This window comes from Candidatus Gromoviella agglomerans, assembly GCF_021065005.1.
In the GTDB taxonomy this organism is placed as follows: Bacteria; Pseudomonadota; Alphaproteobacteria; order CAJXXZ01.
Genome location: NZ_CP069247.1, coordinates 527,397 through 551,101, shown reverse-complemented (window position 1 = coordinate 551,101; position 23,705 = coordinate 527,397). Strand labels below are relative to the sequence as shown.

Here is a 23,705-nt window from a genome sequence, read left to right as displayed (position 1 = left end):
TTTTGATAAAAAACCAATATATAAACACAAGTTTCACTCCAGCTTTAGCAGATCTGATTCAGAAATTATTGGTATAGCCTTGATATTTTGCCTTGAAAGGTTTCGAATAACGTCTACACACAACAAACCATCTCTAAAAAAACTGTGACGAACGACCATTGACTCACTTAGCTGAAATATCTTCTCAAAACCCTTGCTAGATATGCCTTTATGCAAAAAAATCCTATCCACCTCTTTTCGAGCAACAGCCTTAACTATCAAATAAGTTCCTTGAATATAAACTTGTAAATCCTCTTTTTTAACTCCAGCAACGGCAAGACTAACTCTATAATACTCCTTATCAACTAAATCAGACTGCAATTTCTCAATATCATAAGGAGGAAAACTTGACTCTTCCAAGCTATAAAGTAATCTCTTATTCTCATTATCAAAACTATCGTATTTAGTGTACATGCTAGCACAAGCAACACATCGTAGCTCTAATGATAAATCATTAAATACTGAAATTTCAACATAAATTAAATGAATATTCGTTTGACCTCATTCCATATCTAAAGTAGGATTCTTAAAATGTTCTACGACATATGATTTTTAGGAGATTTGGATTAATTATCGTTTTCTTACTGTGCTTATGCACGATATACCTGCACTGCTTTTTTACTCAAAGTGGATTGTCAAATCTATCTAAGATAAAATTAGAGTTATATAAAAAACAGAATGAGCTATCAATCATTCAAGAAAAAATAAGCAACATCAACAGGCAAATATATCTCATCATGAATCAATCAGACGATGATTTTATAGAAGAAGTAGTTGGCAACATATTACATTATCACAATCCAGATTATAGCATAATCGTATATAATTAAATTTCATTCTCAGTAGCATAAATCTCTACAAAATAAGAACAAAATTGCAAAAAAATTACAGCCAACTTAATAAAAAAGTTTAAATATTCTTTAGCTAAACAAATACAACTCATGTAAACAATGGATTTTACTTAATATTTATAAGATCATAAGATACTAATTTGCCTTTACTAAACAAATAAAAATAATTTCTTTTTTACAAAAAAACTCGCTTAACATTAATAGAACCGTGGCCCAAAGCGTCAAACACTTGATAATGACCATCTCTTATCGCTGTATATCTTATATCGACATTAGGACCGCATATCTCAACGTATAAATCGTTTCTATAATATCCATCATCATCTTTTAAACCATCTTCAATATTTGAGACGTCAATTATAGAGCAATTCAAATTAATAGCAATCACACGCGCATTATAACCACAAATAAAAACATCCGTCCCGATAAAATTTTTCATATACCCATCTCCATATCCTATGTTAATAATTGCAATTCTAGTCTTAGACAAAGCAATATTCACAGAATAACCAATATTTTGGCCAGGCTCAACATCGACAATTGCACTCACACGAACATATACCTCAAAAGCAAGTTTTAATTCACTAATGAAATCAGCAGATGGGACAGCACCAATCAGGCCACATCCTGGTTTTATGAAATTTTCCTTATATCGATCAAATTTAGGTACAGAATTCACATTACCATACAAAACTAGCACACCATCAGTTGCAGAAAAAGAGAAAGGCCTAGGTGGTAAAATATCAAGCATCTTGTAAAACGCATTTATCTGATTTGTTGTGCAAAAATAATCATCACTTTCTTGACATTCGTCTTTTAGAGCATAAAAGTGACTGATGTACATCTCAATATCTGAATTACTCACAATGCTTTTATCAGAACTTATTTTTAATGCATCTAAATAAGAAATACCATGCCGAGTCATTCCACTATCTAAGTGAATAACACACTTTCCACGAATCGAAGACATTTTTGCAAAATTATTCCACATTTTTAGTTGATTTAAGCTATTAATACAAGGAATAAGATTATAATTTTTTATAAACTCTTCTTGTCCACTCATTAATCCATTCAAAATCATTATCTTTGCATCAAAAATTCTATAAGAAGAAAATATATTCTGAGCTTCAATCCCTTCTCGCAATGAAGCCACAAAATAGTACCTACACCCCTCTTCATATAACATGTAAAGAATTCTAATCAAATCCGCACCATATAGACTATTCTTTATCGTCACAGCACAACAATCGTTAGAATGATTTCCAGTACATTCTTGAAATTTTTTTTTCAAAATTCTGTAATTATGCATTATAGAATCATTCCTCCATATATTTAATATGTCATATTCTTCAAAATTTGATATAGAAATCACTTCAACCTCCACCAAAAATCAACCTATAGATAAATCAGTCAATATTTCTTCAGCTCGAGAAATCACATCTTCCGGAATGCTAGCCAATTTCGCAACATATATTCCATAAGAATTTTCAGCATTCCCTTTCGCTAATTTATACAAAAATAACATCCTTTCGTTTGCAATTTTTATTTTCATATTGTACGAAGCAACTTCTACCATGTGCGGAATCTCATGATAATGAGTCGCAAATAATGTCCTACACTGAATCTGATAAAGCAATTTTTCTAAACACGCAACAGCAATCGCCAGACCATCCTGTGTTGAAGTTCCTCTACCTAGCTCATCCAATATTACAAAACTCCTTGGAGTCGCATTTCTCAAAATCAGTGCAGTCTCTATCATTTCAACCATAAAAGTTGATCGACCTCTTGCTATGTCATCAGATGCTCCAATTCGACTAAAAATCTTATCAATACAACCAATTTTTGCATATTTTGCAGGAACAAATGATCCAGATTGTGCAATAATAGCAATTAACGCATTTTGCCTGAGAAAAGTACTCTTCCCCGCCATATTTGGACCAGTAAGCAACCACATTTTTTCGTTATAAGTCAAAATACAATCATTTGGAATAAATAAATCGCTACTATTTTGCATAATCATATCAACTACCGGATGCTTTCCATCATGAACAATAAAATCTTCTGACATATCAACTATAGGACGGATGTATCCATATTTTTTCGCAATCACAGCTAAAGATGCAAAGACATCGATTTGAGAAATTGCACTAGCAGTAAGATGTATAGCATCTTGAATCTTAACTATATTATTAATCATTTCTTGAACAATTTTGGTTTCTATTTCCTTAGCTTTACACTGTGCATTTTCTATATTATCCTCAATCACTGATAGCTCTTCACTAACATAGCGAATCGTATTAGTGGTAGATTGTCGACGAATAAACGAGTGCAGAGCTTTCATCTCCTGAGATTGAGGAATTTCTATGTAATATCCAATAATATTATTCCTTTTTATCTTAAGATTTGAAATTCCAGACTCATTCACGTACTTATGTTGCAAATTAAGCATAAGTTTCTCAGAATCATCACGAAGCAAGCGTATATCATCCAATTCGTGGCAAAATCCACTTAATATGAAATCTCCATCATTCAATGAAATAGGAATATTGTCCATTCTTATACTATTCATGTTTTCATTGCAAAAACTGTCATAATCTCCTAATTGAAAGAATAAATTCTTAAGCAAATTGCATACTTTCTTACTACTTTTGTCAGCCAGTTCATCTTCAAGCAAAACTTCACTTATAGATGAAATTATACTGTCATTACTCTTGCAAGACTCTTTTGCTGATACATTATTATTATTATCATTTTCTTTTTCAGAATTGAGAATATCTGCAAAGCATGATCTTAATCTATTAACTTCAATCAGAGCAACTTTCAACATTGATATATCTTTTAATGACCATCTATGCAAGCAAATTCTTGATAATATCCTAGATATATCAGGCAGATTTTTAAGTACATTCCTAACATTTTCGCAAATATTATTATGAGATAGAAAAAAACTGATACAATCAAGTCGCTCATTTATTTTATCTATATCACGTAAAGGAGAAGACAAGTTCATCTTCAAAAGCCTAGATCCTCCTTTCGTTATCGTTGAATCAAGAACATAAAACAAACTAGCATTTTTCAATCCAGAATTTGTGTCGATTATATCCAAACTGTTTCTTGTAAATGCATCTATCTCAACAAAATCTTTGTTAGAAATTTTGATTGGAGCAGAAATATAAGGAGTTTTGTCAACTTGAGTAAATCTTATATAATCAAATAAAACTCCTGAAGCCATAATCTCATTTGAACTGAATACGCCAAAACCATCAAGCACAGAAACATTATAAAAACTCAACAATGTCCTGTAAGCATTATTGTAATCAAACAGCTGATCTGACATCGATCTAATAAAACAGCGCCAATCCAAGCGCCAACTCTTCATAATATCCGCAAATAATAAATTGCTAAATAATGAATTTTCAACCAGCACCTCCTTTGGTTGCATTCTAAATAAAGATGATAGCAAATTATTAAAACTCACAGATTCAACAAAAAAATCACCAACTGAAACATCAACAAATGCCAATCCAATTGTATTTGAAGATTTATTAAAAGACATAGACAAAATAAAATTATATTCACTTGGCTCTAGCAAAATATCATCAGTTGCAGTTCCTTGAGTAATAATTCTCACAACTTGTCTTCGCATAGGACCTTTGATAGGCTTCGTAGCAGGCATATCCATCTGCTCACATATTGCAACTTTGTAACCCAATTTTACTAATTTTGATATATAAGAATCACTAGCATGCGCAGGCATTCCGCACATTGGAACTCCACCCCTAGATTTGTCTCTTTGCGTCAAAGTCAGACCGAGTAAATTCGAAACCAAAATAGCATCATCGAAAAATAATTCGTAAAAATCACCTAACCGAAAAAATAGCAGACAATCCTTATGACCTTCCTTTAATTCCAAATACTGACGCATAATGGGAGTAAGATGAGAATGTTCTTCATTACAATCTTCACCAGGAATTTTATCTATCATTTATACAAGCAAAAAAACCACATAGATTCAAGTATATTACCTATAACAAAAATTGCATAGCCAGAAAAACTAACATCCCCAAGGGGATTCGAACCCCTGTTGTTGCCGTGAAAGGGCAATGTCCTAGGCCTCTAGACGATGGGGACATGCTGTGATTCTATAACATAAAATAAAAATATCAATACAATAGATAAAATACATCATTGCACATTATCGTGCGAAGGTTCAAAATGCAATACTCACAAAAAAACTACAATAAATGATTATTTTGCAAGAAAATTTATCAATAAAAAATAAAATTTGGATCATTTCAGACATAAATACAAGAGATTTAGAATTCGTAAAGCAAAAATTCAATCTCAGTAAAATATCAGCAGAAATATTGATCAACAGATCTGAAAATTCTGATGATACATACGAAACAATTCTTGATCCGAAAATCAAAAATCTACTTCCAAATCCATTGAATTTTCATGACATGAAGAAATCAGCAAATGCAGTCATAAATCACATATTGGAAAAATTACCAATAGGTATAATAAGCGATTACGATGTTGATGGAGCCACATCAGCTGCATTAATCTACAAATTTTTAAATCTTGTCTATCACTTAATACATAAAAAAGAAGAAAACAAAATCATATGTAAAATTCCTCATAGAGTAAAAGATGGATACGGACCATCAAAATCCATATTTGATGAATTTGCAAATGAAGAAATCACTCTCGTACTTACATTAGATTGCGGAACAACAGCATTTGAATCAATTGAATATGCAAAAGAAATCGGAATTAAAGTAATAGTTATTGATCATCATATAACAAAAAACAAATCACTAAAAGCATTTGGATTAATCAATCCTCATGATCCTCTCACTCCAAATGATATTTTCAGTAAAACCAAAGATATGGCAGCAGTTGGAATTACATTCATATTTTGTAGTGCAATAATAAAAATTCTAAAAAACGAACACTCAGGCATAATCAATATCCTATCAAAAGAATTAATAAACATGCTAGATATAGTCGCAATAGGCACAATATGCGATATGATGCCAATCAAGGGTCTCAATAGAGCAATTATCAAAAACGGAATTAATATAATTAGAAAGCAAAAAAATATTGGAATAAAATTCCTATGTCAAGCAAATGAGATAAATACTCTTCAGGCAGAAGATATAGGTTATATTCTCGGTCCACAAATAAATGCAGGTGGAAGAATTGGCCAAAATCAATATTTAGGATTTAAACTACTGACAACGAACAGCGAAATCGATGCTTTGAGAATATCACATGAGCTAAATGTACTAAATTCTATGAGAAAAGATATAAATTATGATACTCAAAATGAAATAGAAATATTAATATATAATGAAAATTTGATGAATCAAAATTTCATTCTCGTTCATGGTAGCTGGCATCTCGGTATAATAGGCATTGCAGCCAGCAGACTCAAGGAAAAATTTCATAAACCTAGTTTTGTTCTATCAAATCATGAAGAAATTTCAAATAATTCCCTAAACTCAATTCAAATAAATCATGAATCAGAACGCAATTTGAATATAAACACAAAATCAAATTCACTCCAAATAGATACGATCAACCACAATTCCGAAACTTTGAAAGGATCAGGACGCTCAGTTGAAGGACTGCACATCGGCCACTTAATCGATAAAGCAATCAATATGGGTATTTTGGAAAATGGAGGTGGCCATGCAATGGCATGCGGATTTAGCATCAAAAGAAAAAATTTACAAAAATTTCATGAATTTCTTAAGGAAGAATTAACATATTACTCTTGGCAAGCGGATTCTCTAAAGATAGACTCTGTAATATCATGTAGCGCAATCAACAAAAACATATTAACAGAAATAGATGTCTGCGCACCATATGGAAATGGTAATGCAAGGCCGCTATTTTTGATCGATAGAGTTTTTATTAAAAACATATTAATAATTAAAGAAAAACACGCAAAAATAAATCTCTCAGATTTAAGAGAAAACATAAATGCAATGATGTTCAATATTGATAAAAGAACAATAGAATTCATTGAAAACACAAAATCGTTTGGCAATTTAGTGTCATGCGTCGTATCCATCTCAGAATGGAGAGGAAATGTATCATGCAAAATCGAAGATATAACTGAATCTACCAATTGCAAAATCGAAGATAACTGAATCCATCAACTGCAAAATCGAATGAGTAAAAAATATAAAACCCTATTATGAGAAATACACTGTAAAAAACTCCCAATAACCAAATCAACGCTTGGAGAATTGAGTTGCCTTTCTAGCTTTATGTCGACCGTACTTCTTTGGCTCAACAACCCTAGAATCTCTCGTCAAAAATCCGTTAACTCTTAAATCATGCTTCAAAGCTGGGTCATAATAAGCCAAAGCCCTTCCAATTCCATGCCTTATAGCCCCAGATTGGCCAGTAAAACCACCACCCTTCACCGTACAAAAAACGTCAATTTTACCGTCAAGATGCAATCTCTTAAAAGGCTCTAAAACAGAAAAAACAGATCTTGAAGGAAAATATGAATTCAAATCCCTGCTATTAACAGAAAATTTACCAGTACCAGAGCAAATCCAAACTCTAGCAACCGCATCCTTTCTCTTCCCAGTTGAGTAAAATTTCCCTGGAACACCATATTTATCCATCAAAACCTCCTTCCATTCTTTGCATTCATAGATAAAATATCAATAGTCTCCGGAACCTGACCATGATGAGGGTGATTATCTGATGCATATAAATAAAGATTTGCCATCTGCCTATCACGCAACTTATTTTTTGGCATCATTCTTTCAACCGCTTTCCTAAGCAATCTATCTGAATAATTGCTAGATAAAATCTGCTTCGGACTTCTGGATTTAATTCCACCAGGGAAACCTGTATGCCAGTAAAATCTACTATCATCCATTTTTTTACCAGTCAAAACGACCTTATCAACATTTGTCACAACAATATTGTTTCCAGAATCAATATGAGGAGTAAATGAAGGAATATGCTTTCCACGCAGTCGCATAGCAATTATGCTAGCTAATCTTCCCAAGATGAGACCAGTAGCATCAATATGAATCCATTTCTTATTAACTTCACTTACTTTCATAGAATATGTGCGCTGCAAGTGCATTATAATTACAAATAAAACTAAGAGTAATCTTACTACTAGATACAAAATCCTGTCAATTACTTAATCAAAAAAAACACTCAATCAATAATCTTCAAGCCTAATAAATTCAGCGCACTTTCATCCACTACTGAAGGAGCGTTCATCATTAAATCTCTTGCGCTTTGATTAAGTGGAAAAGCTATAACTTCTCGAATATTTGAGGTATCAGCTAATAACATTACCATTCTATCAATTCCAGGCGCAATTCCTCCATGAGGGGGTACTCCAAATCTAAATGCGTTCAACATAGCTCCAAATTTATCTCTTACATACTCTTCATCATAACCAACTATAGAAAACGCCTTGTACATAATGTCAGGAACATGATTTCGAATTGCTCCACTTGATAATTCAATTCCATTACAACATAGATCGTACTGATATGCCTTAATTTGTAAAGGATTTTCATTAATCAACGAGTCCATTCCTCCTTGAGGCATAGAAAATGGATTATGAGAAAAAATCACACGACCATCAGAATCTTTTTCATAAAAAGGAAAATCAATAATCCAACAGAACTCAAACGAATCTTTTTTTAACAAATCAAAATGAGCGGCCAATTTATCCCTAACTAAGCCACATTTCTTGTCTATATCTTCTCCACAAACAAAAAACATCGCTCCACTTCTTTCACTTGAATATTTATCAAAAACACTTTGCAGATAAGATATTTCAATTTGAGATAGCTTTCCAGCAATGGGTCCTTTAGCCTCATTGTCATCAAATGATATATATCCCAATCCAGGTAAGCCAATTTCTTTTGCCCATGAATTTAATTCATCCAAAGTTTTCCTAGTAATGCCTTGCACTCCAACAGAAATGGACTTAATCGAAGCGCTAGAAGGAATATCCCTAAAAAGAGAAAAATCAGATGTACGAAAAATCTCAGTTACATCATGAATCATCAAAGGATTCCTCAAATCTGGCTTATCTGATCCATAAAAATTCATAGCATCACTATAGGTGATTCTCTTAAACGGATATGAAATCGAGTAAGTAGAAAAGTTCTTAAAAATATCGTATATTATCGGTTCAATAATTTTAAAAATATCTTCCTGAGTAACAAACGCCATTTCTATATCTAGCTGATAAAACTCTCCAGGTGCACGATCAGCCCTACTATCCTCATCTCGAAAACACGGAGCAATTTGAAAATACCTATCCACTCCAGATGCCATCAACAATTGCTTGAATTGCTGAGGAGCTTGTGGTAAAGCATAAAACATACCCTTGTGCAATCTGCTTGGCACTAAATAATCTCTAGCACCTTCAGGAGAAGAAGCAGTGAGTATAGGTGTTTGAATTTCCATAAAACCATCTTTTTGCATACGCTCTCTGATGAATTTTATGACATTTGATCTCAAATTTATTAATTCACGTACCCAAGTTCTTCTCAAATCAAGAAATCTATACTTTAGACGATTTTCTTCAGAAGTACCATCATCTGAACTGACACTAAATGGCAAAACATCAGCTTTTGAAAGCAAATGAATAGAATGAATCACAATCTCCACTTCACCAGTAGCAATACTTGGATTTATTAGATTCGATTCTCTTAATAATACTTCACCAATAATAGACACTACACTTTCTAAGGAAAATTCTTCAACTATATTAAGAATGCTGTGCAATGAAGATACACATTGAACTATTCCAGTTTCATCTCGAATATCTAGAAAAACCACTTTACCGTGATTCCTTATCTTGTTAATCCATCCAGAAATTTTTACAACTTGCTTAGTTAAATTCTGTCTAATATCACCACACCTGTGAGATCTATATTCATTTTGCAATAGCATTAAGTTATCATGAAAAAATCACGACATTGTACAATAAATTAAAGATTACGACAATTCTGGCTTAAAATTGAATTTACACTCTGCAATTTGCACAGCATTTAGAGCAGCCCCTTTTTGCAAATTATCACAACAGACCCACATTGAAAATCCACGCTTAAGCGTAAAATCTCTTCTCAGTCTGCTAACCAAAACATTAGACGTATTCAAACAATCCTTTAGACTATCGCCAGATTCAGAATGATTCAATTGAACTCCATCTTGTTGTGATATCAAATCCTTAATAATTGAAATAAAATCATCATCGTAAAGATGATTGGTCTTATAGATCGAATTATCAATCACTAGCATATCGTAAAAATTATCATATAATTCAACATTAACAGACATGCCATGACCAATCATCGATGGCACTCGAACGCAAGTAACACATATAGGCAAATCAACACCTAGGATCTTCTGTAATTCGTATACGATTTTTCTCTCTTCTGAAAATACACCATCAGAAACATTGCTTAATCCAATATTAGGAATAACATTAAATCCAAATTCGTTAGTGGATGCAGCAATGCAAGACCTCATATCTTCAACAGATGTTGATACTTCTTTCATAATAGAATCAGTATCAGTACGAAATTTACTCATCGATCTCATTCCAGCACCTGAAAAAGACTGATATGTGCTAATAATCACTCTTTTAATAAACATCTTAAATGGATTTAATGCAAGAGCAAGTGGAATTACAACGCAATTTGGACTAGAAACAATTCTAGCATCATTTATCAAGAATTCATTAATTTCCGGAATAATTAAATCAACCTTATCTCTAAAATATTCAGTTTTATCAATCACAATTGTACATTTGTTGGATATTTCAGAAACGTATATCTCAGATACAGACTCTGAAGCACAAGAGAAAAGCACATCCATACTGATATTTTCACATAAAAATTCATCAATACTTATTACTGGAACATTAATATTTTTAAAATTAATCAATTCCCCAGCCCGAGATCCAGATCCAACAAAAAAGCACTTTGATACTGGAAATTTTCTTTTTTCAATAGTCCGAATTATCTCAGATCCAACTAACCCAGTAGCTCCAAGTACTCCAATAATTTTACTATACATAGAAATATTTATAAATATTCATCAAATCATACCACTTGAATCAAAAATTTCCATCAAAGGAATATAATTTAGATATAGGAAAAATCTTAAGTAGCAAATCATTTCACTCGCTTCATGGCTTTTATCAATTTTGGCATCTCAACATCAACTCTAGAATTAACCCTTTTCAATAAAACAACAATGGTATCTTCAACCTCGATCAACTCGAATTTCTCACTTAAATTCTTGAAATCTAGACTGACGGAATCAGATATAGAAAATGCCCCAACTCTATCACCTTCTGAATTAATCAAATCAAGACATACACTCATCTTCAAAAGATAGAAAGAAATATTGTCGCTAAAAAACCCATCATTCTTAACTTTTTTATTAACAGATACTCTAATATGGATTACACAAGAAAAATCACCGTTCTTTTTTCCATAAAGGAACCTCTCTCTTGCCCATTGCTCAGCGTGAGCGAAGAAACAAACCTTATTGATTAAATGAGAATCAGATAAATCATCGCAAATAATATCTACAGAACGCACAGGCAAACACTGTCTTTTTGGAATAAAATCAGACACTCTGCCAGTATCTCGAGTTGAACAGCCAAATAAGCTAAAACAAAGCAAAACAGCGAAAGTAAAAAAAACAGATCTAAATTTAATAACAGACATCATATATATCATAAGCATAAATCATCTACGTTGATGAGGCTTTTTCGGTTGACTATCCATACTAGCAGCTGCAATAGCCAATGCACCAACTGCAATTACTGCCCCTGCGGTGGCAGTATTAACTTGTTTATTATATTCATTAATCAAATTCTTAATTTCTTTATCACATAACTTATCTACCTTGCGCAACAAAACTCTTATCATAGAATCAAATTCTTCCCTTTCCTCTTGATCAGTTATATCTCCAATATCAAATTCAACCTTTTCATTTATCACGAAATTAAAAATCTCATTGCTTTTATTATCAAACAGAGACACGCTAACTTTCGCTTTCATGTTATATGATGACATATTTCCAGATACTCTACCATAATATTGCTTGCCAAAAGATTCGTACTGCTTCTGAGTCTTATTGGCAAACAAAGTAATGCAGACACTAAGATGATAATTTGCTTTAGAATCTTCATAACAAAATTTTTCTCTCGCCCACAACTTAAATGGTCGACAAATATCTATTTTTTTAGCAAAATCGGACTCTGATGCATTTTCACAAATAATATCAACTGACTTCACCTTAAAAGAATCGCCTGATTTAGATACATAATTATTAGGATTAGCCATACACCCTGAAAAAAAAACACACAAAAAAAATACAAAACAAGCTTGCAATATAGAATCAAGACACTTATTCATCAAGTCCTCCCTTTATAGCACTCATATACACATGAAACATCTCTTCATTTTTCTCTTTTTCTATTTTTTCATTTTTATCCATTCTTAATTCTTTCACGACAGCTTTGACAATTCTAGCATCAAATCCAGCATCACTAATTTCCTTATATATTTCCTTGAGATCAATAGATAACTTTTCATTCTCATCCTTTATGTTATTAATTCTACGGACAAAATCCTTTAGATAAGGAATTGTAGAACTGCTCAGTTCGGAGAACATACATTATAGAAAAAAATAATTTTAATTATCTCATTGTAGATAAAAATTGTCGAGCAAAATATAATCAAACATAACAAGAATTTACAAATGTGCAAATTAGAATCGCAAAATTTATATCCAATATGGGAATATGCTCAAGAAGAGATGCAGAGAAACTAATTGCATTAGGTAAAGTAAAGATAAATAATAAAGTCATTTCATCACCAGTCCATTTCGTCCTTGAAAGCGATGTAATCTCAGTAAATGAAGGAGAAATTTCAACCATAACACCAAAAATGTGGATATATTACAAACCTACTATGGTTATCACATCTCATAAAGATGAAAGGAAAACAGTATTCAAAGAAGTCAAAAAATACATAAAAGAACACGTAATATCAATAGGCAGACTTGACTATATGTCAGAAGGTCTGCTGATTTTGACAAATAGCCCTCAAATCGCTCATTTTATGGAGAATCCGAGGAACAAAATTCCAAGGACATACATGGTACTTTTGAACAAAAGTATTAATAAATATGAGATATCACAAATACAAAATGGTTTAAAAATCGATAAAATGGAATACAAACCATGCATATTAAATTACCAAAATTCATTTCAACAACATGAAGGACATTGGATAAAAATCACCCTATATGAAGGAAAAAATCGAGAGATAAGAAGAATTTTCTCATATATGAAATGCAAAATTTTAAAACTCATACGAATATCTTACGGAGATATATCACTTGATGAAATAAAACCAGGAAATGTCATGCAAATCAAACAATCAATCGTTAATAATTTACTAACAATATCTAAACCAAAAACAGACAAATGAAACTATTTCACTGCAACATTATCAAAAATTATTCAGACTTAATTATCTTTCTTATTTTTTATAAAATTTTCACTAAAATTCTCTTGTTTTTACCAACATTTATCACGAAATTTTCACTAAATTTATCTAAATTACTATCATCAAACACTTGTGCTCCATCAATCTTGATAGCTCCACTTTTGATCAAATTCTTAGCCTCCGTATTTGAAGATACAACCTCAGATTTTCTCAAGATTTCAACCAAACTCATTCTATTTTGCATAAAAACAGTAGCTGTAAAAGCCATATCACCACTAATGGCGTCCTCTCCATGTAAAATCTTAGTCGCTTCATTTGCAAGCCTAATCTTAGCCTGATTTATATCAGATCCAGTCAAACTCTCCATCTTTTTGATCTCTTCGATTGGCAAAAACGTGTATAAACGCAAGAATTTAAATACATCATCATCACTACAATCTCGCCAAAATTGCCAATAATCATAAGGAGATTTCATTTCTGGATTAAGCCAAATAGCTCCATTAGCAGTTTTTCCCATCTTATCTCCATTTGAATTGGTAATCAAGTTCGCTGTCAATCCAAAAGCCATTCCACCTATCTTTCTTCTAACCAAATCTGCTCCGTGAATTATGTTAGCCCATTGATCTGATCCTCCAAACTGAACCGCGCAATTAACTGATTCATACAAATGGAGAAAATCATAAGATTGCATAACCAAGTAATTAAATTCAAGAAAAGATAAATTCAAATTGTTCGATAATTTCTGCCTTACGATATCTATGTTAACCATTTTATTAATAGAAAAGCATGTGCCAATATTACGCAACATGTCTATATATTTAACATCTTCAAACCAATCTAAATTATTCACAATTTGAGGATTTTCAAAAAAACGAGAAAAAATCGAGCTTATCGATCTCATATTCTCATAAATTTCTTCATCAGATAAAATAGGTCGAGCATCTTTACGATAAGATGGATCTCCTATTTTGGTCGTAGCTCCACCCAAAAGAATTATAGATTTGTGACCACATATTTCAAACCACTTTAAAATCATGATCATCAGAAGATTACCTACATGCAAACTTCTAGCAGTCATATCAAATCCACAATAACCAACAGCCTCAGAGCCTTTAGCACATAAATAATTATCTAAAGCTTCAACATTTGAGCATTGATAGATAAATCCACGATCAAACATCTCTTTCATAAAGCGAGATCTTACACTCGAACCATCTGTGATTTTACATTCATAATGCTCTCCATTTAAATCTTCATCTCTATCATTTAAAACGACCATTTTTTTTAGCAGATAAATATTTGCATCAGTATAACTGTTTTATCAAAAAAAACATCATTAAAATGAATTTTTGGCAAATGGATTAGTCTTTATTATAAATTTCAAAAATCTTCTCCATAAGCTCTTTTGCTTCGTTTAACTTTTCGTTACAAATTTGTTTTAATTCCAGACCACGCTTATAAGCATTAATAGCATCTCTCAAGGGAAGATCGCCTTTATCAAGAATCTCTATAATTTTCTCTAGATCACTGAGTGCCTCTTCAAAAGACTGTTCTTGTTTAATGTTGTCATTCTCATTTTCATCAAAAAAATCTTTTTCATCGAGATACATACGACATCAATATTGATTTATTAAATGATAACATCATAATCTTCTATAGAATATATCAAATTCTCAAAAAAATGTCACAAAACTCGATTAATACTTCAGTCGATCAATCAATCAAAATAATCGACAGCCATTGTCATATTCACTTCGAAAACTTTACCGAAGACTTAGATAATATTATTCAAAATGCAAAATACAACTCCGTTATTAAAATGATTACTGTAGGGACAGAAATTGATTCACATGAAAAAATACTACCAATAATCGATAAATACGATAATGTATTTGGCACAGTCGGAATACATCCATCTAGTACACAAAAAATTTTCAGAGAATATGGTAAAAACTTTGAAGACATTATTTATGAATACCTTATTGAATACGGACAACACAAGAAAATAGTTGGACTTGGAGAAACTGGCTTAGATTTATATGTAGAAAGCAATTGCGATCTTATTAATCAAGAAAAATCATTCATCGCACATATAGAAGCATCAAAAACACTTCAACTCCCAATTATAATTCATACAAGATCTGCTGAAGCAGACACCATTCGCATCTTAAAGCAAAATACAGCAAATTCAGGAGTTTTTCACTGTTTTACAGGTTCACAGCCACTTGCTAATCAAGCAATCGATATGGGTTTCTTTATATCATTTTCAGGAATATGCACTTTTAAAAGCACTCATGAAATAAGAGATATTATTAGAAACACTCCTTTAAATAGGATATTAGTTGAAACTGATTCACCTTACCTTTCACCAGAACCTGTAAGAAAAATCAAGCGAAATGAACCAGCGCACTCTCTACATATTTTGGAAAAAATATCAGAAATTCATCAAATTTCACTAAATGAAGCTGCTGATAGAATATTTCATAATACGCATCAGCTATTTAAAAAATTAAATTGAGCGAATTTGGATTCGATAGTAGACTAGTAAAAAGTTAAACAAAGCATGCATTCATTTAAAATAACCATTCTAGGATGCGGATCTTCTTCTGGAGTACCTAGAGCAAATGGAGATTGGGGAAAGTGCAATCCAAATAATGCAAAAAATCGTAGACAAAGGTCATCTCTGCTCGTTCAATATAATAATAAAAACGTTATTATAGATACTACACCAGATTTTCGAAATCAAATGATAGGAAACAATGTAAAACACTTAGATGCAATTTTGTATACTCATCCTCATGCTGATCACGTATTTGGCATTCACGATACAAGCTTCATGCAAAATAAAGCAAATATACCTATATACGGCTCTCGCAACACATTGAGCAATTTGATTCTTCAATTCCCATACTTATTCTTGCATCAAAGTGCAATAGAGATAATTACAAATTTTACAAAATCATTTTGCGATTATGCTAAAAAATCCTTTATAGATTGCCACATTATCGAAAAAGAATTTGAACTTTTTCAAGAGAAAGTCATATGTTTTGATCAATATCATGGCGATTGCATATCAACAGGGTTTAGATTTAAAAATTTTGCCTACTGCACTGATGTTTTTGAATTTTCAGATCATGCAATCAATAATCTTTTTAGCTTGGATTTGCTTATAATTTCTTGCACAAATTACGTTTCTCATAATAATAAACATGCCAGTTTTGAGAAAGTAATGAATTGGAGGGAGAAATTTAACTCAAAATTAACAATATTAACTCATATGGGAGTGGATATGGATTATGATGAGATTTCATCCATCATTCCGAATAATGTCCTTCTTGCATATGATAAAATGGAAATTTTCGTATGATATTAGTTCAAAAAGTATTAAATATATATTAAATTCAAAATATTTATACAATAAAAAAATTTTCAACTATCAAGATCGTGGATTTAAAGATTTTTCAAAATTTACTTATAACAAAAGTCTTAATATTAACGAAAAGATCTTAAAAAGATTAATATAACAACTATTATGTATTTTGCAAAACACTCAATATGTTTGCAGACACATCTTCTACATTCCCACAACCGTCTATTATATTAATCTGAATGCCATTTCCGGAATAATAATCAACTATTTTTTGACGCATATCAAAATACCCATCGATTCTACTCTGTAAAGCTTTTAAATTATCATCGCTACGTTTAACCAAATTTTCTTTACACAGCTCGCAAAAATCTTTTGAATAATTCCTTAATGAGTAAGATGCATTACAATTTTTGCATATCAATCTGTTCAAAATTCGATTTTGCACATCAGTTATACTAACTGAAATTTCTATTACATAATCTATCGATCCTAATCCCATCTCTTTCATGGATTCATCTAATATAACCGCCTCATTCAATGTACGCACAACTCCATCAAACAAAATCCCTTTGAATTCATTGATATTTTTGGACAACCCTTTTTTTAAGAGTATTACAAACATTTCATCATTCAAAAGACTCCCTGAGTTCAAAATTTCACTAATTTTTGCACCCAATGGAGTTGGCATAGACGCTTCAATTCTAGCTAATGCACCCATCATCAGACAATAAAGATTAAATTTTTTACACAAAATTAAAGATTGAGTTCCTTTGCCAGATCCAGGAGCCCCTAAAAGAACGATGTTCATCGTACAAATGTTTTATAAAAAATATATGTATTTTTATATCAATAAAATCAAATAAAATCAAATAAATGAAAATATCAAAAACCATAAAGATAACATAATATCTGATAAAATCACACAAAAAAAAGCTTTCGGCACAAGATAAATAACTAAGATACTTTACAATTTTTTCATATCACTTTGCTCAAATTTTTCGATTTTTATATATTATAGTAAAAAATTTCGATTACATGATCGTATCAATCTTAATAGCATCCATTTTATGTTAATGTAATATAAGATTTTTTATATCATATAAAAGTTTCGATTTTATCATGTGCAAGCAGCGCATATGATTAGAGTAACGAAAATACTCACTTCCATATTAATTAGAATAAGTCAATATAACATCTCAGATATAACATAACTTCTATCAAAGCTAAATCATCTTTTACAATAAAATTTTCTCAAAAACTACCAACTAATTTCTTAACCATGGTTTATTTACAATATGTGCGTACTTAGAGCCCAAAAGATAAGATGCAACTTGTGTCATAACCTCAATGCTGACACCAACAATAATAAGCATGCTAGTACCACCAAGATAAAATTGTAAAGAAACTATTGATAAAATCAATTCAGGTATAATACAAATAGCAGATATATAAAATGCACCTATAAATGTCAATCTATTTAAAATATGATCCAAATATTCCTTAGTTTTATCACCAGCCCTCATACCATCAATAGATGCTCCACTTTTGCGCATTTCATTAGCAATCTGCTCAGTATTAAATATAATAGGAGCATAAAAAAATGAAAAAAAGACTATCAACGATATATATAAAACTATAAAAACCGGATGCCCATGAGACAAAATCCTCAACATAAATGAAACAAACCACATATCAGAAGAGCCGAAAAATTGAATCAAAATCTGAGGTATACCCAACAAAGCACCTGCAAATATCGGTGGCAACACTCCAGACATATTTACCTTGATTGGAATGTAAGAAGATCTATTAACCGAACCTTGAACATTATGTCTAGCATGAAAAAATGGCACTTTTCTAATGGCTTTTTCAAAGAAAACTATAAATAATATGATAAAAATCACTGAAACAAGAACTGCAATCATAATAAAGCTAGAAACAGCACCAATTTTACCCAATTCAATTGTTCTATAAGCAGATTGTGGCAAATTTGAAACTATTCCAGCGTATATTATCATAGAAGATCCATTACCTATTCCTCTAGCTGATATACGTTCACCCAACCAGACCAAAAATAACGTACCAGATACAAGACTGATAACTGATGTGAATTTAAAAAAGAAGCCAGGATAAGGAACTGCCATCATACCAGAGTGTGAAGACAAAACTTCAAGTCCATTTGCAACAGCAAAAGACTGGAACAAACCTATAAAAACAGCTCCATAGCGGGTATATTGATTAATTTTTCTCTGACCAACCTCACCACCAGATTTTTTCAAATCCTTTAAATAAGGAGACACCACCGAAAACAATTGTACTATTATGCTAGAAGATATGTAGGGCATCAGACCCAAGGCCATGATAGACATATTGGAGACTGCTCCACCTGAAAACATATCAAACATACCCAACAAACCGGCACCGCTACTACGGACCAATTCCAATACAACATCAGACCTTACGCCAGGAAGAGGAATATGAACACCAATTCTACATATTAAAAGTATAAATAAAGTATAAAAAACCCTACGGAACAAATCAGAAACATTAGACTCATTTAGGTGAGCATAAGGATCAAATTTCTTAGCATTCAATCTAGATACAGACATTTCAACCAACCAAATTTACACTACCGCCAGATCTAATGATCATCTCTTTCGCGCCAGTACTACAATGATGAACATTAAACTTCAACGAAGAAACAAGACCATAATTACCAATAATTCTGAGCTTACTCTTTTCACCAACCAGACCTATTGATCTCAAAATCGAAATGTCAATCACATCGGAAGAAATCCTCTTTGAATCAATTAACCCTTGAATAGAACGCAAAGTAATGGCAAAATCATCCTTTTTGACATGACTAACAAATCCTCTCTTAGGCAGCCTCATATGAATAGGCGTCTGGCCACCCTCAAATCCCTTAACAGCAACGCCAGAGCGAGCTTTTTGACCTTTATGACCAAATCCAGCCGTCTTTCCCTTTCCAGAACCTATACCACGGCCAATTCTTTTCCTTTTTTTTCCCACTCCATAAGATTTTGGCAAATTATTCAACAGACTCATCATTACCTCCATGAAATTTCTTACCCCTCATTTTCTTCATGAAAGTAGGGGATTTTATAGAAACAAGAGCATTCAGAACAGCTTTAGCAACATTTAACGGGTTATGACTACCAATACACTTCGCCACAACATCTTTCACCCCAAGAGCTTCAAAAATACACCGAGACACTCTGGAAGAGCGTATTCCACTACCAGCAGGCGCTGGCTGAACAAACACAGAAGAAGCACCACTTTTACCCAAAAAACTATAATACACGGTTCTTTTTTCTTTTAACGGAATAAATATCATAGAATTCGCCGCATAATCCGTAGCTTTTCTAGTAGCATCAGCAACTTCTTTAGCTTTCCCAAATCCAACACCAACACGACCGTTTCCATCTCCAACAACAACAAAACTCGAAAAAGAAAAATTCGCACCACCCTTAACAACTTTTGTAGTCCTGTTAACAGATATAACATAACGCTTAGTATCTTCACTTAATTTAGATCTCGCCATAAAAAACTCCCTCCTCTAAAACTCAACTATTTACGGACGATTTCTGCTTACGCAAAATCAACCCAGCACTAATAGCAGAATCAACAAAAGATTTTACTCTACCATGATAAGAATAACAACCTCTATCAAAATATAAATCTGGCGAACCAATCGCCTGATAAAGCTCACTAAACTTTTTACCGAGTTTTTCAGCAGCTTCAACAGTAGATCCAGAGCCAGAAAACCATTTCTGCAAAGTTGAAACACACAACAGGGTCTTACCTTGAGAATCATCTATAAGTTGAACCTCTATATGACGGTTGGATCTAAAAATAGAAAGCCTGAGACTATCACCAGACACCTGTTTCAACTTTTTCCTAACCCTTACTGATCTAAGCTTTCTAGCAAAATACACAGAATTAATCGTCATTTCTTCTTAGCCTCCTTTACAGTTGCAGATTTTTTCTTAACTTCCTTCAAAATTATAGAATGACCCTCTTCAAAAATACCACGACCTTTGTAAGGCTCAGGCTTTCTAAGAGATTTTATTTTATGAACAATATCACCTAGAAGCACACAATCAATAGAATGCAAAGAAAAAGCAGTTTGAGAAATTAAAGAAACAGAAATACCTTTTGGCAGAGGGAAAACAACCTGATGGCTATAACCAATATTCATCACAAGATTTCCATCACTACTTGAAACTTTAAAACCGACTCCAGATAGCTTTAATGTCTTAAAAAACCCATCCTTCACACCAATTATCATATTATTAACAACGCTACGAACAGTTCCAGCGATGCTAACAAAATTCTCAGAAACTTCACTAACAAATACTTTTGACTGATCTTTATAAAATCGAACTCCATTAGGAATTTTAAAAAAAAGATCCCCCTTAGGCCCTTTCACAGAAAGAACAGAATCAGCACTTATAGAAACATCCACTCCATCAATATTTAGAAAATTACAAGCAACTCTAGACTGAGATGGCTTAAAAGAAACGTCAGAACAATCAAAAAACATAACACAAAACCTCTCCACCAACTTTATGATCATAAAAAGCCTCAAATTGAGACATTACACCCTTAGAAGTAGACAATATATACAAACCACGCCTATCATCAAACAAAGATCTGCAACCAGCGTACATCCTACAACCAGGCAAAGAAACTTTCTTTATTATAGAAATAACGGGATTTTTCTCAAAATACCTCAATTGCACCCTAAGCATTTCTCTCACGCCAGATTTAATAAAACTATAATCAGCAATATAACCTTGCTTACGCATAACATCAAGAATATTTCGATTTAATTTTGAAAAAATTACATCAACAGTTTTATGACGAGCGATGCAAGCGTTTCTTATTCTCGTCAACATATCAGCAACAATATCCATCTTATACCTCCAAAATCAAGCCTTTACAACACCATTTAATAAACCAAACGAAGCAAGCTTTCTAAGCATAATCCTCGATATTCCACCAAACCTCTTTCTATACACACCTCTCGATCTACCAGTAATAGCACAACGATTTACCAAACAAATCTTAGAAGAATATCTAGGCAATTTTGCCATTTTCATCGAAGCAGCATACCTATCTGACAAAGGCAAAGATTTATCCATAATTATTGACTTCAGTGCAGACCTCTTCTTGTCATATTTTTTCACCAAAGTGGCACGATAATTATTCTTTTCAATAGAAGAAACTTTAGCCATTTACCCTCCAAGAAATAAAAGGGATTCCCAAAGATTGAAGCATATGCATCACTTGAACATCATTAGAAGAATTAGTAACTATAGTAACCGATATACCAGGCTTGTCAAGTAAATGACTATTTGCTTCCAAAAAAACATGACGATCAGGGAGGCCAAAAGAATAATTACCATTACCATCAAACCCACTTGATGAAAAACCTTTAAAATCACGGACTCTAGGCAATGCATAATAAATCAATTTTTCGAGAAAATTATACATTCTGTTGCCACGCAAAGTAACCATGACACCTATATTCATACCCTCTCTAATACCAAAACCTGCAATAGAACGCCTGGCCTTGCATATCATAGGACTTTGCCCAGATATCATTCTCAAATCTTGTGAAACATTTTCAAATACATCTTTGCCCAGCTTAGGAGACACACCAACTGTTAACGAAACTTTGACTATCTTTGGAACCTGAAACAAATTTCCATAACCAAATTTTTCTCTTAAAGCTGGCACAGTAACAGTTTCGTATATATTCCTCAAATAAGAAGAAACATTATCGGACATACTTCACCTCCTCAGAATTTTTCTTAAAAAACCTCACTTTCACCTTCTTTCCATTATAATCCTTAAATCTAAAACCAACTCTAGAAAGCGAACCATCCTGCATAATATGCATAACATTGGATTTATGAATAAATGACTCAGAGCGAATAACTTCTCCAGGATTCCCATCAGAAGGCTTCTTATGTTTTACTCGCATACAAGCTCCAGAAACCATAACCATATTGGACGACCTATCAACCTTCATCACGTTACCCCTATAACCCTTGTAAGAACCATAGATAACTTCAACAAAATCACCAACCACAACTTTCCAACTCATATCACCTCCATCGCCCTTGAAGCAACTTTATCCACTTTAACCAATCTTGAAATTGGCTTAAGAACACGAGTCCCAACCATAGCACCTTGAGCTGAAACAATCACCGCCGCATTAGTGTCAAATCTCACAAAAACTCCACCAAATCTAGGAATGCGATTCTTTGTACTAACTATAGCAACCTTAACAACCGCTCCTTTCTTTACTGATGAATCAGGAGTGACTTCCTGAACTGAAGCAACAATTATATCGCCAACTTTTGCGAACTTCCTTCGAGATCCACCTAAAACCTTAATACATTTAACAATTTTAGCGCCTGTATTATCGATCACAGATAAACAACTTTCCATTCTAATCATGACAAAACTCCATCATTATAAACTACACACCATTTCTTGGTCTTTGAAAACGGCCTTGATTCAACTATATTTACCACTGAATGCAAAGCATAATCTACATTTCTTGGATTATGAACGGGATATTTCTTAGAAACACTCATAACCTTTTTATACAAAGGGTGAGGCCGAACATCTGTTACCAAAACATAAATGGTCTTATCTCCATTGGACCTTACAACAACTCCACTTAAGACTTTCTTAGACATTCCCACCTCCAACAAGAGATTTATGAATAGATCTCGCAATATCACGCCTCAATTTCTTAAAAACGTGAGAAGGAGGAGCTTCACCCACAACAGACTTACATCTCAAAAAATACATCTGCAACTTCAAGCTCATAACCTCAGAATCAATATTAACATTACTAAACTTTAACCCCATATG

Annotated in this window: 29 protein-coding genes and 1 tRNA gene; 4 read left to right on the top strand and 26 right to left on the bottom strand. The window is 32.6% G+C overall.

Annotation, left to right across the window (positions count from 1 at the left end):
- Positions 1 to 33: 33 nt before the first annotated feature.
- The 4 genes from Gromo_RS02480 to Gromo_RS02465 all read right to left on the bottom strand — a co-directional run bounded on the left by Gromo_RS02480 (position 34) and on the right by Gromo_RS02465 (position 5,021).
- A complete protein-coding gene (locus Gromo_RS02480; protein ID WP_231158882.1) occupies positions 34 to 453 on the bottom strand; it encodes an Hsp20 family protein in 420 nt (139 codons plus the stop codon).
- Positions 454 to 1,065: 612 nt separating this feature from the next.
- Positions 1,066 to 2,262, bottom strand: a complete 1,197-nt coding sequence (locus Gromo_RS02475) for an alanine racemase (protein ID WP_231158881.1) — start codon at positions 2,260 to 2,262, stop codon at positions 1,066 to 1,068.
- A gap of 18 nt (positions 2,263 to 2,280) precedes the next feature.
- Positions 2,281 to 4,875 (bottom strand): DNA mismatch repair protein MutS, encoded by a 2,595-nt coding sequence (gene mutS / locus Gromo_RS02470; RefSeq protein WP_231158880.1) that lies wholly within the window; start codon positions 4,873 to 4,875, stop codon positions 2,281 to 2,283.
- A 73-nt stretch (positions 4,876 to 4,948) separates the two neighbouring features.
- Positions 4,949 to 5,021 (bottom strand) — tRNA-Glu (locus Gromo_RS02465).
- A gap of 113 nt (positions 5,022 to 5,134) precedes the next feature.
- Here Gromo_RS02465 and Gromo_RS02460 point away from each other — a divergent pair.
- Positions 5,135 to 7,051 (top strand): single-stranded-DNA-specific exonuclease RecJ, encoded by a 1,917-nt coding sequence (locus Gromo_RS02460; protein WP_231158879.1) that lies wholly within the window; start codon positions 5,135 to 5,137, stop codon positions 7,049 to 7,051.
- Between the two features lie 84 nt (positions 7,052 to 7,135).
- On the opposite strand, the gene rpsI is transcribed toward Gromo_RS02460, so the two are convergent.
- The 7 genes from rpsI to Gromo_RS02425 all read right to left on the bottom strand — a co-directional run bounded on the left by rpsI (position 7,136) and on the right by Gromo_RS02425 (position 12,587).
- Entirely contained in the window at positions 7,136 to 7,537 is a 402-nt protein-coding gene (gene rpsI, locus Gromo_RS02455; protein WP_231158878.1) for a 30S ribosomal protein S9, read from the bottom strand.
- A complete protein-coding gene (gene rplM / locus Gromo_RS02450) occupies positions 7,537 to 7,986 on the bottom strand; it encodes a 50S ribosomal protein L13 (protein WP_231158877.1) in 450 nt (149 codons plus the stop codon). Before rplM ends, rpsI begins: the two co-directional genes overlap by 1 nt.
- Positions 7,987 to 8,087: 101 nt before the next feature.
- Positions 8,088 to 9,848, bottom strand: coding sequence for an aspartate--tRNA ligase (gene aspS / locus Gromo_RS02445; protein WP_231158876.1), 1,761 nt, complete (start codon positions 9,846 to 9,848; stop codon positions 8,088 to 8,090).
- Between the two features lie 45 nt (positions 9,849 to 9,893).
- Positions 9,894 to 10,976 (bottom strand): aspartate-semialdehyde dehydrogenase, encoded by a 1,083-nt coding sequence (locus tag Gromo_RS02440; RefSeq protein WP_231158875.1) that lies wholly within the window; start codon positions 10,974 to 10,976, stop codon positions 9,894 to 9,896.
- Between the two features lie 98 nt (positions 10,977 to 11,074).
- Complete coding sequence (locus Gromo_RS02435; protein ID WP_231158874.1) at positions 11,075 to 11,653, bottom strand: hypothetical protein; 579 nt, start codon at positions 11,651 to 11,653, stop codon at positions 11,075 to 11,077.
- Positions 11,654 to 11,656: 3 nt separating this feature from the next.
- Positions 11,657 to 12,328, bottom strand: coding sequence for a hypothetical protein (locus Gromo_RS02430; protein ID WP_231158873.1), 672 nt, complete (start codon positions 12,326 to 12,328; stop codon positions 11,657 to 11,659).
- Entirely contained in the window at positions 12,321 to 12,587 is a 267-nt protein-coding gene (locus Gromo_RS02425; RefSeq protein ID WP_231158872.1) for a GapR family DNA-binding domain-containing protein, read from the bottom strand. The genes Gromo_RS02430 and Gromo_RS02425 overlap by 8 nt, the downstream gene beginning before the upstream one ends.
- Before the next feature lie 89 nt (positions 12,588 to 12,676).
- Here Gromo_RS02425 and Gromo_RS02420 point away from each other — a divergent pair, with 89 nt between their 5' ends.
- Positions 12,677 to 13,408: a pseudouridine synthase gene (locus Gromo_RS02420; RefSeq protein ID WP_231158871.1), complete on the top strand. Its 732-nt coding sequence runs from the start codon at positions 12,677 to 12,679 to the stop codon at positions 13,406 to 13,408.
- A gap of 58 nt (positions 13,409 to 13,466) precedes the next feature.
- On the opposite strand, the gene tyrS is transcribed toward Gromo_RS02420, so the two are convergent.
- Positions 13,467 to 14,705 carry a tyrosine--tRNA ligase gene (tyrS, locus tag Gromo_RS02415; RefSeq protein ID WP_231158870.1) on the bottom strand — a complete coding sequence of 413 codons (1,239 nt, stop codon included), beginning with the start codon at positions 14,703 to 14,705 and terminating at the stop codon, positions 13,467 to 13,469.
- A gap of 82 nt (positions 14,706 to 14,787) precedes the next feature.
- The gene (gene xseB / locus Gromo_RS02410) at positions 14,788 to 15,036 is read right to left on the bottom strand and encodes an exodeoxyribonuclease VII small subunit (RefSeq protein ID WP_231158869.1); all 249 of its coding nucleotides are present in this window, start codon (positions 15,034 to 15,036) and stop codon (positions 14,788 to 14,790) included.
- A gap of 71 nt (positions 15,037 to 15,107) precedes the next feature.
- Between xseB and Gromo_RS02405 the strand changes: the two genes are divergently transcribed.
- The gene (locus Gromo_RS02405; protein ID WP_231158868.1) at positions 15,108 to 15,944 is read left to right on the top strand and encodes a TatD family hydrolase; all 837 of its coding nucleotides are present in this window, start codon (positions 15,108 to 15,110) and stop codon (positions 15,942 to 15,944) included.
- A 45-nt stretch (positions 15,945 to 15,989) separates the two neighbouring features.
- The gene (locus tag Gromo_RS02400; RefSeq protein ID WP_231158867.1) at positions 15,990 to 16,793 is read left to right on the top strand and encodes an MBL fold metallo-hydrolase; all 804 of its coding nucleotides are present in this window, start codon (positions 15,990 to 15,992) and stop codon (positions 16,791 to 16,793) included.
- A gap of 163 nt (positions 16,794 to 16,956) precedes the next feature.
- On the opposite strand, the gene Gromo_RS02395 is transcribed toward Gromo_RS02400, so the two are convergent.
- From Gromo_RS02395 to rpmC, 13 genes are all read right to left on the bottom strand, one after another.
- The gene (locus tag Gromo_RS02395; RefSeq protein ID WP_231158866.1) at positions 16,957 to 17,604 is read right to left on the bottom strand and encodes an adenylate kinase family protein; all 648 of its coding nucleotides are present in this window, start codon (positions 17,602 to 17,604) and stop codon (positions 16,957 to 16,959) included.
- A 457-nt stretch (positions 17,605 to 18,061) separates the two neighbouring features.
- Entirely contained in the window at positions 18,062 to 19,402 is a 1,341-nt protein-coding gene (secY, locus tag Gromo_RS02390) for a preprotein translocase subunit SecY (RefSeq protein WP_231158865.1), read from the bottom strand.
- 1 nt (position 19,403) lies between these two features.
- Complete coding sequence (gene rplO / locus Gromo_RS02385) at positions 19,404 to 19,859, bottom strand: 50S ribosomal protein L15 (RefSeq protein WP_231158864.1); 456 nt, start codon at positions 19,857 to 19,859, stop codon at positions 19,404 to 19,406.
- Positions 19,843 to 20,355, bottom strand: a complete 513-nt coding sequence (gene rpsE / locus Gromo_RS02380; RefSeq protein WP_231158863.1) for a 30S ribosomal protein S5 — start codon at positions 20,353 to 20,355, stop codon at positions 19,843 to 19,845. Before rpsE ends, rplO begins: the two co-directional genes overlap by 17 nt.
- Before the next feature lie 22 nt (positions 20,356 to 20,377).
- The gene (rplR, locus tag Gromo_RS02375; protein ID WP_231158862.1) at positions 20,378 to 20,764 is read right to left on the bottom strand and encodes a 50S ribosomal protein L18; all 387 of its coding nucleotides are present in this window, start codon (positions 20,762 to 20,764) and stop codon (positions 20,378 to 20,380) included.
- A complete protein-coding gene (locus Gromo_RS02370; protein WP_231158861.1) occupies positions 20,761 to 21,357 on the bottom strand; it encodes a 50S ribosomal protein L6 in 597 nt (198 codons plus the stop codon). The genes rplR and Gromo_RS02370 overlap by 4 nt, the downstream gene beginning before the upstream one ends.
- Entirely contained in the window at positions 21,347 to 21,730 is a 384-nt protein-coding gene (rpsH, locus tag Gromo_RS02365) for a 30S ribosomal protein S8 (protein ID WP_231158860.1), read from the bottom strand. The genes Gromo_RS02370 and rpsH overlap by 11 nt, the downstream gene beginning before the upstream one ends.
- A 15-nt stretch (positions 21,731 to 21,745) precedes the next feature.
- A complete protein-coding gene (rpsN, locus tag Gromo_RS02360) occupies positions 21,746 to 22,051 on the bottom strand; it encodes a 30S ribosomal protein S14 (RefSeq protein WP_231158859.1) in 306 nt (101 codons plus the stop codon).
- The gene (rplE, locus tag Gromo_RS02355) at positions 22,044 to 22,607 is read right to left on the bottom strand and encodes a 50S ribosomal protein L5 (protein WP_231158858.1); all 564 of its coding nucleotides are present in this window, start codon (positions 22,605 to 22,607) and stop codon (positions 22,044 to 22,046) included. The genes rpsN and rplE overlap by 8 nt, the downstream gene beginning before the upstream one ends.
- Positions 22,597 to 22,926: a 50S ribosomal protein L24 gene (rplX, locus tag Gromo_RS02350; RefSeq protein ID WP_231158857.1), complete on the bottom strand. Its 330-nt coding sequence runs from the start codon at positions 22,924 to 22,926 to the stop codon at positions 22,597 to 22,599. Before rplX ends, rplE begins: the two co-directional genes overlap by 11 nt.
- Positions 22,923 to 23,282, bottom strand: a complete 360-nt coding sequence (gene rplN / locus Gromo_RS02345; protein ID WP_231158856.1) for a 50S ribosomal protein L14 — start codon at positions 23,280 to 23,282, stop codon at positions 22,923 to 22,925. The genes rplX and rplN overlap by 4 nt, the downstream gene beginning before the upstream one ends.
- Positions 23,279 to 23,527, bottom strand: coding sequence for a 30S ribosomal protein S17 (gene rpsQ / locus Gromo_RS02340; RefSeq protein WP_231158855.1), 249 nt, complete (start codon positions 23,525 to 23,527; stop codon positions 23,279 to 23,281). Before rpsQ ends, rplN begins: the two co-directional genes overlap by 4 nt.
- The gene (gene rpmC / locus Gromo_RS02335; protein WP_231158854.1) at positions 23,520 to 23,702 is read right to left on the bottom strand and encodes a 50S ribosomal protein L29; all 183 of its coding nucleotides are present in this window, start codon (positions 23,700 to 23,702) and stop codon (positions 23,520 to 23,522) included. The genes rpsQ and rpmC overlap by 8 nt, the downstream gene beginning before the upstream one ends.
- Positions 23,703 to 23,705: the final 3 nt, after the last annotated feature.